The organism is Stenotrophomonas maltophilia (assembly GCF_001676385.1).
Taxonomy (GTDB): Bacteria; Pseudomonadota; Gammaproteobacteria; order Xanthomonadales; family Xanthomonadaceae; genus Stenotrophomonas; species Stenotrophomonas maltophilia_J.
This window is the reverse complement of sequence record NZ_LYVJ01000001.1, coordinates 113587-128256: the sequence shown is the minus strand read 5'-3', so window position 1 is coordinate 128256 and position 14670 is coordinate 113587. Positions and strand designations below refer to the sequence as shown.

At 67.8% G+C, this 14670-nt stretch carries 13 protein-coding genes; 4 read left to right on the top strand and 9 right to left on the bottom strand.

Features of this window, described 5'->3' with window-relative positions:
• Positions 1-36: 36 nt before the first annotated feature.
• Positions 37-807 carry an RNA methyltransferase gene (locus A9K58_RS00725; protein ID WP_065197502.1) on the bottom strand — a complete coding sequence of 257 codons (771 nt, stop codon included), beginning with the start codon at positions 805-807 and terminating at the stop codon, positions 37-39.
• A gap of 119 nt (positions 808-926) precedes the next feature.
• On the opposite strand from A9K58_RS00725, the gene A9K58_RS00720 reads away from it, so the two are divergent.
• Positions 927-1754 (top strand): inositol monophosphatase family protein, encoded by an 828-nt coding sequence (locus A9K58_RS00720; protein ID WP_065197501.1) that lies wholly within the window; start codon positions 927-929, stop codon positions 1752-1754.
• Positions 1755-2172: 418 nt separating this feature from the next.
• Here A9K58_RS00720 and A9K58_RS00715 read toward each other — a convergent pair whose 3' ends face one another.
• Positions 2173-3087, bottom strand: a complete 915-nt coding sequence (locus tag A9K58_RS00715) for an IS110-like element ISStma6 family transposase (RefSeq protein ID WP_065197796.1) — start codon at positions 3085-3087, stop codon at positions 2173-2175.
• A gap of 565 nt (positions 3088-3652) precedes the next feature.
• Positions 3653-4519, bottom strand: coding sequence for a protease HtpX (htpX, locus tag A9K58_RS00710; protein WP_065197500.1), 867 nt, complete (start codon positions 4517-4519; stop codon positions 3653-3655).
• A 94-nt stretch (positions 4520-4613) separates the two neighbouring features.
• On the opposite strand from htpX, the gene gluQRS reads away from it, so the two are divergent.
• The 3 genes from gluQRS to phaR all read left to right on the top strand — a co-directional run bounded on the left by gluQRS (position 4614) and on the right by phaR (position 7002).
• Entirely contained in the window at positions 4614-5534 is a 921-nt protein-coding gene (gluQRS, locus tag A9K58_RS00705; RefSeq protein ID WP_065197795.1) for a tRNA glutamyl-Q(34) synthetase GluQRS, read from the top strand.
• Positions 5535-5550: 16 nt separating this feature from the next.
• Positions 5551-6291, top strand: coding sequence for an acetoacetyl-CoA reductase (phbB, locus tag A9K58_RS00700; RefSeq protein WP_065197499.1), 741 nt, complete (start codon positions 5551-5553; stop codon positions 6289-6291).
• Positions 6292-6474: 183 nt separating this feature from the next.
• Positions 6475-7002: a polyhydroxyalkanoate synthesis repressor PhaR gene (gene phaR, locus A9K58_RS00695; RefSeq protein ID WP_065197498.1), complete on the top strand. Its 528-nt coding sequence runs from the start codon at positions 6475-6477 to the stop codon at positions 7000-7002.
• Between the two features lie 78 nt (positions 7003-7080).
• On the opposite strand, the gene A9K58_RS00690 is transcribed toward phaR, so the two are convergent.
• The 6 genes from A9K58_RS00690 to A9K58_RS00665 all read right to left on the bottom strand — a co-directional run bounded on the left by A9K58_RS00690 (position 7081) and on the right by A9K58_RS00665 (position 14669).
• Complete coding sequence (locus A9K58_RS00690) at positions 7081-8031, bottom strand: TraB/GumN family protein (protein ID WP_065197497.1); 951 nt, start codon at positions 8029-8031, stop codon at positions 7081-7083.
• 2 nt (positions 8032-8033) lie between these two features.
• Positions 8034-8966, bottom strand: coding sequence for a DUF1684 domain-containing protein (locus A9K58_RS00685; protein ID WP_065197496.1), 933 nt, complete (start codon positions 8964-8966; stop codon positions 8034-8036).
• 11 nt (positions 8967-8977) lie between these two features.
• A complete protein-coding gene (gene mutL / locus A9K58_RS00680) occupies positions 8978-10882 on the bottom strand; it encodes a DNA mismatch repair endonuclease MutL (RefSeq protein WP_065197495.1) in 1905 nt (634 codons plus the stop codon).
• A gap of 187 nt (positions 10883-11069) precedes the next feature.
• Complete coding sequence (locus A9K58_RS00675) at positions 11070-12623, bottom strand: N-acetylmuramoyl-L-alanine amidase (RefSeq protein WP_065197494.1); 1554 nt, start codon at positions 12621-12623, stop codon at positions 11070-11072.
• Positions 12624-12705: 82 nt separating this feature from the next.
• Positions 12706-13188 carry a tRNA (adenosine(37)-N6)-threonylcarbamoyltransferase complex ATPase subunit type 1 TsaE gene (gene tsaE, locus A9K58_RS00670; protein ID WP_065197493.1) on the bottom strand — a complete coding sequence of 161 codons (483 nt, stop codon included), beginning with the start codon at positions 13186-13188 and terminating at the stop codon, positions 12706-12708.
• Complete coding sequence (locus A9K58_RS00665) at positions 13185-14669, bottom strand: NAD(P)H-hydrate dehydratase (protein ID WP_065197492.1); 1485 nt, start codon at positions 14667-14669, stop codon at positions 13185-13187. The genes tsaE and A9K58_RS00665 overlap by 4 nt, the downstream gene beginning before the upstream one ends.
• Position 14670: the final 1 nt, after the last annotated feature.

Genomic DNA, 14670 nt, shown 5'->3' with positions numbered 1-14670 from the left:
TATCCGGACAGACTATCCGAAAAAACGGGAACGTCGTCAGCGGTCCTTGCCGCCCTCCCGGGCCAACCGCGCCATACGCTGGGCATCGGCAAGGATCCCGCGCAGCAGGCGCACTTCCTGCTCGCTCGGCTCGCTGCGCAGGAACAGGCGGCGCAGCTTGCGCATTGCCGATTCCGGGGCCCGGCCCTTGTGGAAATCGATCTCGTCGAGGGTATCGCCCAACTGCGCGAAAAAGCCCTCCATCTGCTCGTGGCTGGCGGCCTGTTCCCGGACGCCCGGTTCGGTTCCGGCCATTGGCTGCGCACCCAACAACTGCATGCGCGTCTCATAGGCCAGCACCTGCACGGCGGCAGCCAGGTTGAGCGAACTGAATTCCGGATCGGACGGGATATGCACGGCCGCGTGGCACAGCTGCAGTTCTTCGTTGGTCAGGCCGGTGCGCTCGCGGCCGAACACCAGCGCCACCTCGTCACCTCCGGCGGCCTTGGCCACTGCGCGGGCGGCGGCATCGGCAGGCAGATACTCCTCCAGCTGGACGCGGCGGGCACGGGCGGTGCAGCCGAGCACCAGGCGGCAGTCGGCCACGGCCTCGGCCAGGGTAGCCACCACCGGAGCGTCACCGAGCACATCCTCGGCGCCGGCCGAGCGGCGGAAGGCCTCCTCGTCCAGCGGTTTTTCGGGGGCGACCAGCACCAGGCGGGCCAGGCCCATGGTCTTCAGCGCGCGGGCGGCGGCCCCCATGTTGCCGGGGTGCTGGGTACCGACCAGGACGAATCGGAGGCGGGTGGCGGCAGGAAACTGGGACATGAACAGGGAAAAGGTCGAGCTGGGCGAAGAGCAATGGTAAACTGTGCGGCCGGCCACTGCGCCGGACCTGCTCTTTTCCCCTGCCAGTCCCCCCTTCTGCCTTCCCGGGAGCCCACGCCATGCAGAAACCCGCCGTCACCGTCATGGTCAAGGCCGCCCGCCTCGCCGGCAACGTCCTGTTGCGCAACATCAACAAGCTCGAGGCACTGAACGTGGTGCAGAAAGGGCGGATGGACTACGCCAGCGAAGTGGATGCGGACGCGGAAAAGGTCATCGTCAAGGAACTCAAGCGTGCATACCCGGACTACGGCGTGTTCGGCGAGGAAGGCGGCGTGCAGGGCGAACATCGCCACATGTGGGTCATCGACCCGCTGGACGGCACCAGCAACTACCTGCGTGGCGTGCCGCACTACTGCGTGTCGATCGCCCTGGTCGAGAACGGCGAGCCCACCGATGCGGTCATCTTCGACCCGCTGCGCAATGAACTGTTCACCGCCAGCCGTGGCGCCGGCGCGGTGCTCAACGACCGCCGCATCCGCGTGGCCGACCGCAAGGACCTGGCCGGCACCCTGATCCAGACCGGCTTTGCGCCGCGCGAGCGCGCCCGTGCCGGCGCCCAGCTGAAGGCGGTGGACGCCCTGCTGGTGCACGCCGAAGACATCCGCCGCGCCGGTTCGGCGGCGCTGGACCTGGCCTACGTGGCCTGCGGCCGGGCCGATGCCTACTTCGAGGCCGGCGTGAAGGCATGGGATATTGCCGCCGGTGTACTGCTGGTCCGCGAAGCCGGTGGCAAGGTCTGCGATTTCAAGGGTGCGCCGCTGGGCCGGATGGACAATCGCGGGCCGGAAACCCAGCAGGTGGTTGCCGGCAACCTGAAAGTGGCCGAGTCGCTGCAGAAGGTGCTGGTGAACACCGGCTACGCGGCGGAGTTCGACGCGAAGTTCTGAGGTTCCGTGTAAAGCGATTCATGGGGACGGCACCTGCGAGGGTGCCGTTCTCGTTCGTGCGCCGACGCATTGGCGCGCCAGGCGATGCCTGGGATCATTTCCGCGACCGCGGAGGGGTGTCACTTTCTTTGCGCGTGCACCGCGCTGCAGGAGCAGCGTGGAACGGCGCAGCCGGCCCGTAGGGTGGCGCACATGGATGTGCGCCATCAAGAAAGTAACCAAAGAAACACGCCGCCGGGGCGCGAGCCGATGCTGCGCATCGGTACCCTGTGCTCCTCGGCCCGCCGAGGGACGGTGCGGGAACTCGCTGCGCTCAGACACCCGCACCTCTTCGCCCTCGCCGGACCTGCGGTGCTCGGCTCGCTCAAGGCGGACCCAAGATCAAATGCCACAGCTGCACCCAGTAGCAACTGTCTTGTCAGGGGCAGCCGGGGGTCACCTCGGCGTCCCGCTTGCGGGCGTTGAGGATCACCAGCATTTTGCGCATAACCGCCACGAGCGCCACCTTGCTCGCTTTGCCCTTGGCCTTCAAGCCAGCGTAAAACGCGCGCAGTCTCGGCTCGTACCGGATGGCGGTGAGGGCCGCCATGTAAAGGGCTTCGCGCACCACCGCGCGCCCACCACTGATGCGTCGCTGACCCTGCCAAGTGCCACTTTCGCGGTTCATCGGGGCCAAACCCACCAGCGATGCTATGGCTTTGCTTCCCAAACTGCCCAGTTCCGGGAGCTCGCAGGCCAGCGTACTGATCAGGATGGGTCCGACGCCTTTGAGCGCGCCGATACTCTTCCAGCCAGGCTGTCCCTCAAGCTGCTCGGCAATAGCTTTATCCAATTGTTTCAGGTCGTCAGATAGCTGAGCTATATGGCGCTGCTTCATCGCAATCAGATCCGGATCGACCAATCGCCGCAAGCGCTGCATCTCACTGACCCGCATCTGCACCAGATGCCTGCGGCATTGTGCAAACTCAGACAGACGCTGCTGCCAAGGAGCAGGCGGTACGTAGCGGGTCAGCGGCAACAAATGGGCCATCTGCGCCAGCACCGTTGCATCGAGCCGATCGGTCTTGGCGGCACGGCCCGTGCCTTGGGCAAATCGCCGTGCACGCGCTGGATTGATCCGTACCATCGGCAGGCCGGCGGCGTGCAATACATCCAGAGCAGCCCGCTCGTAACCCCCGCTTGCCTCAAGAACGACCTGCTTGATCGGCCACTTCTTCAACCACCGAATCAAGCGCACAAAGCCGCGCTTGTCGTTGCTGAATTGGCGAAACTGCTCTCCATGGACGGCCACATCCAGCGTGGCTTTGCTCACATCGATCCCAATCCCAAACATGGCAGAACTCCGCCAGGCTGACAGGGTCGAGAGCTCCCCCCGCTTGCCCAGTCTTATCAGTTCGAGCGCCAACTCAACCAACTGTTCGGGCGGTTCAGGGAGAATCCGGCGTGGGGACCCAAGCTACTTCTCGGTCGCAAGACCTGGATCCACACGGTCGCCCACGCCGGGCTCTCGGCACCCAAGGTGCCAGATCGGCAAGAGATAAGACCCACGCCACGCGTGGATGCTGTTGCCCTTGATCTTGACCTTCCAGTCCGCCTTGAGCGAGCCGAGCATCGCAGGAGAATCAGGGGCGAAGAGGCGCCGGTGTCTGAGCGCAGCGAGTTCGGCGCCGTCCCCTGATTCACCGAGAAGCGCAGGGAACCGTCGCGTAGCGACGGCTCGCGGCTGGCGGAGCGTTTCTTTGGTTACTTTCTTTGCGCGCAAAGAAAGTGACACCCCTCCGCGGTCGCGGAAATGACTCTCGCCGGGTCGTACCCGGCGCCACCGATGCATCGGCGCGCATACAAAAACGCCCGGCGCGGGGCCAGGCGTTCCTGCACTACCGTGGAAGCACGGAGGCTTACGCCACCGTCGACGCCCGCAGCGCGGCGATGCGCTCTTCCAGCGGCGGGTGGCTCATGAACAGCTTCCTCGCCGTCGAACCGGCAATGCCGAAGGCCGCGATCTGCGTCGGCAGCGTGCTCTGGCCGTGATTGAGCTTCAGCCGCTCCAGCGCAGCGATCATCTTCTGCCGGCCCGCCAGCGAGGCACCACCGGCATCGGCGCGGAATTCGCGGTGGCGCGAGAACCACATCGAGATCATGGTCGCGAACAGGCCGAACACCATCTCCAGCACGAACACGATGATGTAGTAGGCGAAGCCACGGCCGCCGCCTTCGCGGTTGCCCGACAGCGCGCTGTCGATGACGCCGCCGACCACGCGGGCCAGCACGATCACGAAGGTATTCAGCACGCCCTGCAACAGGGCCATGGTGATCATGTCGCCGTTGGCGACGTGGGCGATCTCGTGGCCCAGCACCGCTTCGGCCTCGTCTTCGCTCATGTTGTGCAGCAGGCCGGTGGACACCGCCACCAGCGCGTTGTTGCGGTTGGCGCCGGTGGCGAAGGCATTGATCTCCGGGCCGTCGTACACCGCCACTTCCGGCATGCCGATGCCGGCCGCCTTGGCCTGGCGTTCGACGGTGGCCAGCAGCCAGCGCTCGGTCGGGTTGCGCGGCTCGGTGATCACCACTGCGCCGGTGGAGCGCTTGGCCATCCACTTCGACAGCAACAGCGAAATGAAGGAACCGCCGAAGCCGAAGATCGCAGCCATCACCAGCAGGCCGCTCATCTGGCTCGGATTGACCCCCAGCAGCGACATGACGATGCCGGCCAGGATCAGCACTGCAAAGTTGGTGGCTAGAAAGAGTGCGATGCGGGTAAACATGGGAAAATCCGGCTCGGAAGGGGACGATATCGGTCATATCTACGGTGCGGTCAGCTTGAATTCAAGCGCCAACCTGACCGACGATTCAGCCAGCATGACCTCCCCCATTCCCTGCGGCCGCTTCGCTCCCTCGCCGACCGGCCCGCTTCACCCCGGTTCCCTGCTCGCCGCCTTCGGCAGCTGGCTGCTCGCCCGCCATCACGGCGGCCTGTGGCGGCTGCGCATCGAAGACGTCGATCCCCCCCGCACCGTGCCCGGCGCGGCGGAATCACAAGTGCAGGCGCTGGCCGCGTTCGGCCTGGTCCACGACGGCCCGATCCTCTGGCAGAGCTCGCGCGGCGAGGCCTACCAGGCCGCACTGGATGTGCTGCTGGCCAGCGACCTGGCCTTCGTCTGCCACTGCAGCCGCAGCGAGCTGGCCGCCAGCGGCGGCATCCACCACCGGTGCGTCGCCCGGCAACCGCGACCGGACCCGGCCGTCCGCTTCCGCGTGCCACCGGGCAGCCTGGTCCGCTTCGACGATGGCCTGCGTGGCCCGCAACTGCAGGACGTCCACGCCGAGGTCGGTGACTTCGTGCTGCGCCGTGCCGACGGTTGCTGGGCATACCAGCTGGCAGTGGTGGTCGATGACGCCGCGCAAGGCGTGACCGAAGTGGTGCGCGGCGCCGACCTGCTCGATTCCACCGCACGGCAGATCCTCCTGCAACAGGCGCTCGGGCTGGCGGTGCCACGCTACTGGCACCTGCCACTACTGCTGGATGCGCCGGGCCACAAACTGTCCAAGTCACTGGCGGCGCTGCCGGTGGACAGCATGCGGCCGGTACCGGTGCTGCGCGAACTCTGGAGGCTGTTGGGCCAGGCGCCTGCTGCCCTCGAGGCAACCGCCGACAGGGACACGCTGCTCGCCGCGGCGCAGAGGGCCTTCGACCCGGCGCGGCTGCCTCATGCCGACATCCTGCTGCCGCCCGGCGCACTTTCCGCGCCGATGTTGCAGAATCCCCCCTCCCCCACCTGATTCCGGACAGCATTCCATGACATCTCGCGTCGCACTGGTCACCGGCGGAACCGGCGGCATCGGTACTGCCATCTGCCAACGCCTGGCTGACCAGGGCCACCGGGTCGCCACCAACTACCGCGACGAGGCCAAGGCCCGCGCCTGGCAGCAGGCGATGACCGAACGCGGCTACACCGTGTCGATCTTCCCGGGCGATGTCTCCGATCCGGGCAGCGCCGAAGCGCTGGTGCGCGCGGTCGAAGCCGAGCTGGGCCCGGTCGAGATCCTGGTCAACAACGCCGGCATCACCCGCGACACGACCTTCCACCGCATGCGCGCGGACCAGTGGCACGATGTGATCAACACCAATCTCAATTCGGTGTTCAACGTCACCCGGCCGGTCATCGAGGGCATGCGCCGCCGCGGCTGGGGCCGGGTCATCCAGATCAGCTCGATCAACGGCCTGAAGGGCCAGTACGGCCAGGCCAACTACGCGGCGGCCAAGGCCGGCATGCACGGCTTCACCATCTCGCTGGCCCGCGAGAATGCCGGTTTCGGCATCACGGTCAACACCATTTCCCCGGGCTATGTGGCCACCGACATGGTGATGGCGGTGCCGGACGAAGTGCGCGCCAAGATCATCGCCGACATCCCCACCGGGCGCCTCGGCAAGCCGGAGGAAATTGCCTATGGCGTTTCCTTCCTGGTGGCCGACGAAGCGTCCTGGATCACCGGCAGCAACCTGGACATCAACGGCGGCCATCACATGGGCTGGTAGGCCGCGCAACCGGGCGCTGCTGCCCTGCTCGTCCCCCTGCCGAAGGTCATGCTGCGCAGCACGCAACTCCTTGTTGCGCAACATGATCGCCGCTGAAAGCCAAGCCTGGCGGGGGCTGAGGCGGTTGCAACCGCTGCTGCACTGCGCCATGCTGCGCACTTACTGTGACGAGTGACCGCTTCAATGGCTGCGACCCGCATCATCAAGAAGTATCCGAACCGCCGTCTCTACGACACCGAAATTTCCAGTTACATCACCATCGAGGATGTGCGGCAGCTGATCCTGGACGGTGAAGACTTCGAAGTCCGCGACGCCAAGAGCGGCGATGACCTCACCCGCTCGGTCCTGCTGCAGATCATCGCCGACCAGGAGCAGGACGGCGAACCGATGCTGTCCACCCAGCTGCTGAGCCAGCTGATCCGCTTCTACGGGGACTCCCTGCAGGGCTTCATGGGCAATTACCTGGAGCGCAGCATGCAGGTCTTCCTCGACCAGCAGCAGCAGTTCCGCCAGCAGATGGGCAACCTGCTGGGGCAGACCCCTTGGGCAATGATGAACCAGCTGACCGAGCGCAACCTGGAGTTGTGGCAGGAATTCCAGCGCAGCATGGGCAGCGGCTTCGGTGGACCGCGCCCGGGCGGCACCGGAACGGGCGCCGGCACCGGCAGCAAGCCCGGCGAACCGGGCACCGGCGGCAAGACCCGCCGCTGATCTGCAGCCCCCGCTGGCACGAAAACGGCGCGCCCTTTGGCGCGCCGTTTTTTTGTCTGGAATGGCCCCAACGATGCGTCAGCGTTTCGCCTTGCACCCCGTGCACACGCGCTCGACCTTGTAGCCCTTCGCCCTCAGCTTCTCGGCGACGCCGTCACTACCCAGCAGGTGCAGCGTGCCCACCACGACCAGCGTTCCGCCCTGGCCAGCCTGCAGGTACGGCAGCAGCTTTGGCACCCAGGCGTCATTGCGGCCGGTATTGATGCGCTGGTAGAGCTGCGGGTACTGCTGACGCATTTCCGCTGCCATTTTCGTCCACAGCAGGCGCTCGTCGCCGCGCCGCCAGGCATCGTGCAGCTGGCGCGCCTGCTCATCGGCCTTGCCGGCCTGGTCCAGCGCTTCGGCCAGCATCTGCCGCTGCTCCTGCGCGGTCATGCCGTCGAGCATGCTGATCTGGGTGTCGATGTCCTCCAGGCCGGCCGTGCTGCGGCCGGTCTTCTGCGCGCGCCCCATGAAATGGCGGTCCAGTCCCAGCGATGGGTCCAAGCCCAGCTTCTGCATCTGTCCGATCGAAATGCTCAGGCCAACGAACCAGGGTTTCATGCCCTGCATCTGCGCCAGCGGCAGCTGGTTCTCGGCCGCGAACGCCTGCAGTTTCTGCCAGGTGGCAGCATCAAGATCGCGCTTGAGTTCACTGCCATCGGTGCGGATCGCCGCCTGCACCATGCGGCTGGCCAGCTGCGGTGACTGCATATCCTCCGGCGACAACTCGAATACAACCCGCTGGGACGCCTCGAAGGCCTGTTCGACATCGGCCGACAGTGGGTAGTCCTGTGGCTTCAGCAAGTGGAATGATCCCAGCAGGTACACGCGGGAATCACCCGGGCCAGTCACTTTCCACAGCAATGGCACCGGCGGCCCGGCCTCCGCCACGGTGCCGGCGACGGTCGCGCCATGGGCCGGGGCCAACGGTGCGACCGCACAGGCCACCAGCAGCAGCGTGGCACGGAACAGATGTTTGATCGGCATGGTCAGCCCTCTCCTTCTGGCAGGTGGTAGGCCTTCTCTCCCGCTTCCACGCGCAGGTCCAGCCGGTTCTCCGGGGGCGCCAACGGGCAGGTCGCATAGGCGGTGAACGCACACGGCGGGTTGTAGGCATGATTGAAATCGATGCGCACCCTGCCATCGGGGCCGGGTGCGCCGGTATCCAGGTAGCGACCCGCCGGGTAGCTGCCGCGCCCACTGGTACGGTCGGCGAAGATCAGGAACAGCGGCGCGCCGGCAGCGCCGATCGCTTCCAGCCGCCAGGTGCGCCCGTCGCGTTCGAATTCCACCGCGCCGGCATTGGGCATCTCGGTGGTCAGCCCGGTGATGTCGACGATCGGCAGGGTCTTGCCCGCGGGATGCGCGATGAAGCGCGCCTGCACCTGCCAATCGGGGCCGCCCGGCCAATACTCCAGGCCGGCGAAGTCACGCCGTGCGGGTGCATCGGCGTGCTTGACCCGCAGCGCATCGCGCGGACCGCGACGGATGATGCTCAGCTGGCCCTTGCCGCCATCGAAGGCCAGCAGCGTCGGCTGCGGGTCCTTGTCGGTGTCGACGTGGATGCGGCCGCGCACTGGCTGGCCTTCATGGCTGACATCGACACCCGGTTCCGGCGTGAACCACCATCGGGAGCCCTCTCGGCGCAGCAGGCCCAGTTTCTCCGGCCCCACCGCCAGCCTGAGGCCGTTGGTGGGGCCGCTGCCGACGAAGTGCGATCTGTTCTGCAGCCAGTGCAGCCCGACCAGCGCGGTCCAGCCATCGGGCCGTGTCAGGTCCTGGTAGCGTGCCACGCGCCACTGCTGCTGCGCGGCGGCGTAGGCCGGATCCTCTACGGACGGCGCGGGTGCAGGCGCCGATGCCGGGCTGCAGGCGGCCAATACCAGGGCAGCCAGCACGCCACACAATTCCCGATACCTCATCGATGCTCCCCTCAACGTCCGCGCAGGAACCAGCGGTCGATCTCCGCCAGCGAAAAACGGGCCCAGGTCGGCCGGCCGTGATTGCATTGGCCGGAACGCTCGGTGATCTCCATATCGCGCAGCAGCGCGTTCATCTCGGGCACGGTCAGGCGCCGGTTGGCGCGGACCGCGCCATGGCAGGCCATGGTCGACAGCAGCTCGTCGCGTGCACTCGCGACGCGGCGGCTCTGCCCATGCTCGCGCAGGTCGGTCAACACGTCGCGCAGCAGCCCCTCCGGCTCGGCATGGGCCAGCAGCGCCGGAATGCTGCGCACGTGCAGCGAACCGGGGCCGGCACGGGTTACCTCGAAACCGAGCGCCGCCAGGGTCTCCGCTTCGCTTTCGGCGGTGTCGGCCTCGCGCTCGCCCACCGCGAGGGTGATCGGCACCAGCAGCGGTTGCGACTGCAGGCCGATGCCGTCGTGCGCGTTCTTCAGGCGCTCGTAGCCGATGCGTTCGTGGGCCGCATGCATGTCGACCACGATCAGGCCTTCGGCGTTCTCGGCGAGGATGTAGATGCCATGCAGCTGCGCGATCGCATAGCCCAATGGCGGCACGCCGGCCTCGGCGCTGGTCACCGGCAACCCGTTTTCGCTCGGCATCGGCGGCAACGCCGCTGCGCGTTCGACGCCGGCGGGCGTGGCATACAGCGCTGCGTAAGCGGCAGGCGCATCGGCCACCTGCAGACCCAGCGGCTGCTGTGGGCGCCACCCGGAGAATCCGCCACCACCACCTCCCGAGCCGGCACCCGGCGCGGGGCCACGCACCCACCCGAAACCGGAGGCGCCCGCGCTCGACTCCATGGGTGCAGCCGTGGCGTCCGCCGGATGCGCGGTGCCGGCCCCGATTTCCTGCGCCGACATGCCGGCGCGGGTATCGGCCAGCGCATCCTTCAACGTGCGGTAGACGAAGTCATGGACCAGTCGGGCATCGCGGAAACGGACTTCGTGCTTGGCCGGATGCACGTTGACGTCAACGCGGGTCGGGTCCAGTTCCAGGAACAACACATAGGCCGGCTGGCGGCCGTGATACAGCACGTCACCGTAGGCCATCTTCACCGCGTGGGCGACGCTGCGGTCACGCACCGAACGACCGTTGACGTACAGGTACTGCTGGTCGGCACTGGCCCGCGAATAGTGCGGCTGCGCAATCCAGCCGTGCAGGCGCAGCCCGGCACCGCTATGGTCGACGCGCACTGCCTGGTTGGCGAAATCCTCGCCCAGCGTTTCGGCCAGGCGCGCGTCGGAATACAGGTCACCCGGCTTGTAGCGGCGTGACGCCTTGCCGTTGTGCGACACGCGCAGCTCGACATCCGGCCGCGCCAGCGCCAGCGAGCGCAGCCACTCTTCGATATGGCCCAGTTCGGTGCGCTCGGCACGCAGGAACTTGCGCCGCGCCGGCACGTTGTAGAACAACTCGCGCACTTCCACGGTGGTGCCTGGCGCATGCGCTCGCGGGGTCACTTCGCCGATCTTGCCGCCTTCGATCTGCAGCGCCGAGCCGTGCTCGTCATGCGCGCGGCGCGAAGCCAGGGTGAAGCGGCTGACCGAGGCGATCGACGGCAGTGCTTCGCCACGGAAGCCCAGCGTGGACACTGATTCGAGATCGTCCAGGTCGGCGATCTTGCTGGTGGCATGGCGTGATACCGCCAGCGGCAACTGCTCCGGTGCGATACCGCTGCCGTTGTCACGGATGCGGATCAGGCGCACACCGCCTTCTTCCAGGTCGATGTCGACACGTGTGGCACCGGCATCGATCGCATTCTCGACGAGCTCCTTGACCACCGAGGCGGGACGCTCGACCACTTCGCCGGCGGCGATCTGGTTGATCAGGATTTCCGGCAATGGCCGGATCGGGCGCGGGCCGGGCGCACTCATGGGAGATGATGGTCAGCGGACTTCATGGGTCGATGATAGCGGAGCGGCCCGTCGTCCGCCGGGCATGAAGCACCTCGCGTTCCCGGCGGCAGGGCCCGCGCGCGTGGCGATGCGTTCGCCAGAAGGGCGCCCATCGGTCAGAGGCGCGGCTCGACGCCGCAGAAAGCGGCAACCCGCGTTCGGCGGGTTACTTGCTGCCGCCGGCCATGGTGGCAGCCGCGTCGATCTCGGCCTGGGCACGGGCCGCATACAGCGTGCCCGGCGGTGGCTGGCGGCTGAAGAAGGTGTGTACGCCATCGAGCACGGCACCGGCGATCTTGCGCTGGTAGGCGGGATCGGTCAGGCGGCGCTCCTCGTCCGGGTTGGAGATGAACGCGGTTTCCACCAGCATCGCCGGCATGTCCGAGGTCCGCAGCACGGCGAAGTTGGCGCGCTCGATGTTCGGCTTGTGGTTGTTGCCGATCCGCTTCAGGCCACCCAGCACGTGGCCGGCCGCATCTTCGGACGCCTTCATGTAGCCACTCTGGGCCAGGTCCAGCAGCACGTTGGCGAGGGTGCCCTCGGTCTGCTGCAGGCGCACGCCACCGACCAGGTCAGCCGCGTTTTCCTTGTCCGCCAGCCAACGAGCGCGCTGCGAGGACGCGCCTTTGGTCGACAGCACGTAGACTGACGAGCCGGTGGCCGAACGGTTCTCGGCCGCATCGGCGTGGATCGAGATGAAGATGTCGGCCTTGTTCGCCCGCGCCTTCTGCGCACGCATCGGCAGCGGGATGAACACATCGCTGTCGCGGGTCAGGTAAGCCTTCAGACCCGGGGTGGCGTTGACCTGGCGCGCCAGCTCGCGCGCCACCGCCAGGGTGACGTCTTTTTCGCGCTTGCCGGTCGGACCGATCGCGCCCGGATCCTGGCCACCGTGGCCGGGATCGATCGCCACGACCAGATGGCGCATGCCGGGCTGCATGCGGATGCGCGAGGCATCACTGGGCATGGCTGGGCGCGGAGGATCCATCGGCTTGGGTGCCGGCGGCGGTACGGTGGCGGGCGGGTTGGTCACTACCGCCGCAGTGTGCTGGCCGGCAAGGATCGCAGCCGGCGAGGACGCAGGTGTAGTGGTACCGGCCGCGGCACCCTGCGCCGACGCCGTAGCCGGCACCGGTGACGGCGCAGCCGTTGCCGCTGCGGTGACACTGGCCTGCTGCTGCACCTGCGCGGTCAGCAGGGCGGTGGCGCGGGCGGCATCGGAACGCGACTGCGCGCTTTCGGCCGGCGTCGGTGCCGCGACGCCGGGCGCTGCCGCCGCCGCTGCCTGCCCGGCCGTGGCCGGACGACTGCTGGCCACGGACTGACCATCGCCCGGCCACTCGATCACCAGCCTGGATTCATTGCCCTCGCGCTGCATCTGCGGGCGGAACGGGGCCACGGATTCGGCCAGGTCAAAGACCACCCGGAAGGTACCCGGCACCGGCTGTCCCGTGCGTACCGCAGTAACCACGCCCTGGGGAGCCGGCATCTTCAGCGCCCGCACCGCACTCGAGTCGGGAAAGTCGACAACCAGCCGGTTCGGCCCAGACAACGACAGGGTCTTGTAGCCGCCGCTGCCGGCCAACGAAATCTCGGCGCGGGTCCCGGTGGCGCCGGTATTCAGCACGACCTGGCGGACTTCACCCGCCCACGCGCTGGCGCTCGCCAGACCCAGTCCGACGGTGGCACAGATGGCGATGAGACGGTTCCCCGGGCGCATGGCTCAGGATTCAATCACCGCGCTGAACGGAATGCAACACCTTTTTCCTTAATAATCCGTAACCTGCCGGCGTTTGTTCTCGTCAGCCGACAGAAATGGCATGCAAGTCGCCCCCTTGGGGAAGCCGTTTCAGCCATTCACGCCCCACGTCGCTCACCGCAATGAGACGAGCACGGCGCCCTTGGCCTTCAAGGTCCAGCGCGACCACCAGATCGGTAGGCGGCAAGGCACCGGCCCCGCGCTCGGGCCATTCGACCAGCCACAGCACCGCGCTGCCCTCGTCCAGGCCGAGGAAATCGAGCTCGCCGGCCTGGCCGATGCGGTACAGGTCCAGATGCCATGCCTCGCCGCCACTGGCCAACGGATAGCGTTCGACCAGGGTGTAGGTAGGGCTGCGGATGGCCCCCTGCACGCCCAGTGCGCGCAGCAGTGCCCGCGCCGTGGTCGACTTGCCGGCACCAAGGTCGCCACGCAGTTCGATCAGTGCCTGCGGCGGCCGGGTGGCCGCAAGCCACTGCCCCAGCAGCTCGGTGGCATCGCTGTCGGCAAGGAAGAATTCGGTCATGGAGAGCATTCCGGGTTGGCCAGCCGCCGCAATGGTGCCAGCAGGTCAGTGGGGAGCAGGCCACGCGCGCCATCCACGGCGGCGGCGTCGCCTGCGAGCGCATGCAGCAACGCGCCGCCCGCAGCGGCGTCAAGCGCGGCCAACCCCTGCGCGCGCAGGCTGGCGATGATGCCGGTAAGCAGGTCGCCCATGCCGCCCACGGCCATGCCGGGGTTGCCTGCGGCGATCAGCCGGGGTCGATGCCCCGGTGCCGCCACGATGCTGCCGGCACCTTTCAGCACCACCACGGCGTGGAAGCGATCGGCCAGCGCCTGTGCGCTGGCGAAGCGATCGGCCTGGATCTGGGCCGTACTGCAGCCAAGCAGGCGCGCAGCCTCGCCGGGATGTGGCGTGAGGATGGCGCCGGGCAGCGCGCGCGGATCCTGTGCCAACAGGTTCAAGGCATCGGCGTCGACCACCAGTGGCTTGGCGCAGGCCAGTACCCGCGCAAACAGCGCGCGCGCCCATTCGTCCTGGCCCAGCCCGGGCCCGACTGCCACCACGCTGGCCTTGTCCAGCAGCGCCGGCAGCGCTGCGCCCTCTTCCAGTGCGTGGCTCATCGCCTCCGGCACCCGCGCCAGCATCGGGCCGACATGCTCGCGACGGGTGCCGGCGCTCAACAGCCCGGCGCCTGTGCGCAGCGCCGCCTCGGCAGCCATCACCAGCGCGCCGCCGCTGCCATGGTTGCCACCAATGCACAGCACATGGCCGGATTCGCCCTTGTGGCTGTTGGCACGACGCGGTGGCAGCAGCGCCGGCAATCGCTCCCGGGTCCAGCACTCGGCCGCTGGCGATACGCCTTCCCAGGCGACCGACGGCAGCTGGAGCGGTGCCAGCAGCTTCCGACCGCAGTGATCCAGCGCATCGCCCGTATACAACCCGCGATGCCGCACGATGAACTGCAGGGTCAGCGTGGCCCTCGCCGCCGCGCCCGGCACGGTGCCGCGGTCGGCATCGACGCCGCTGGGGACATCCAGGGCGAGGACCGGAACCGACTGGGAATTGAGCGCGGCCACCATGGCCTGCGCCGCCCCCTCCGGCCTGCGGTCGAGGCCCAGCCCGAACAAGGCATCAACCCAGACATCGGCCGCGGGCAGCGCCCCATCGAAATCCACCACGGTACCGCCCGCAGACATGAACTCCGACAGCGCCCGCTGCGCCAGCGCGGTCGACGGTGATTTGCCCGGCAGCGCGACAACCTTCACCTCGCGTCCGGCCTGCAGCGCGTGGCGGGCCAGCACGTAGCCATCACCGCCGTTGTTGCCCGCACCGGCCATTACGCCGATCCGCTGCGCCTGGGGCCAATGCTGGAGCAGGCACTGCCAGGCGGCCTGGCCGGCCTGTGACATCAGGTCCCAACCGCCCTCGGCAGCCAGCGCCGAGGCCTGCGCATCGAGCGCGCGCGCCGCAGCGGAATCGAACAGATCAGCAAGGTTGGCCATG

What these genes read in the sequence shown, in the direction of transcription:
- A9K58_RS00685 (WP_065197496.1), bottom strand. Translation starts at nt 8,966, where the DNA reads ATGAGGTATCGGGAATTGTGTGGCGTGCTGGCTGCCCTGGTATTGGCC.
- phbB (WP_065197499.1), top strand. Translation starts at nt 5,551, where the DNA reads ATGACATCTCGCGTCGCACTGGTCACCGGCGGAACCGGCGGCATCGGT.
- A9K58_RS00715 (WP_065197796.1), bottom strand. Translation starts at nt 3,087, where the DNA reads ATGTTTGGGATTGGGATCGATGTGAGCAAAGCCACGCTGGATGTGGCC.
- A9K58_RS00725 (WP_065197502.1), bottom strand. Translation starts at nt 807, where the DNA reads ATGTCCCAGTTTCCTGCCGCCACCCGCCTCCGATTCGTCCTGGTCGGT.
- tsaE (WP_065197493.1), bottom strand. Translation starts at nt 13,188, where the DNA reads ATGACCGAATTCTTCCTTGCCGACAGCGATGCCACCGAGCTGCTGGGG.
- A9K58_RS00690 (WP_065197497.1), bottom strand. Translation starts at nt 8,031, where the DNA reads ATGCCGATCAAACATCTGTTCCGTGCCACGCTGCTGCTGGTGGCCTGT.
- gluQRS (WP_065197795.1), top strand. Translation starts at nt 4,614, where the DNA reads ATGACCTCCCCCATTCCCTGCGGCCGCTTCGCTCCCTCGCCGACCGGC.
- mutL (WP_065197495.1), bottom strand. Translation starts at nt 10,882, where the DNA reads ATGAGTGCGCCCGGCCCGCGCCCGATCCGGCCATTGCCGGAAATCCTG.
- phaR (WP_065197498.1), top strand. Translation starts at nt 6,475, where the DNA reads ATGGCTGCGACCCGCATCATCAAGAAGTATCCGAACCGCCGTCTCTAC.
- A9K58_RS00720 (WP_065197501.1), top strand. Translation starts at nt 927, where the DNA reads ATGCAGAAACCCGCCGTCACCGTCATGGTCAAGGCCGCCCGCCTCGCC.
- htpX (WP_065197500.1), bottom strand. Translation starts at nt 4,519, where the DNA reads ATGTTTACCCGCATCGCACTCTTTCTAGCCACCAACTTTGCAGTGCTG.
- A9K58_RS00665 (WP_065197492.1), bottom strand. Translation starts at nt 14,669, where the DNA reads ATGGCCAACCTTGCTGATCTGTTCGATTCCGCTGCGGCGCGCGCGCTC.
- A9K58_RS00675 (WP_065197494.1), bottom strand. Translation starts at nt 12,623, where the DNA reads ATGCGCCCGGGGAACCGTCTCATCGCCATCTGTGCCACCGTCGGACTG.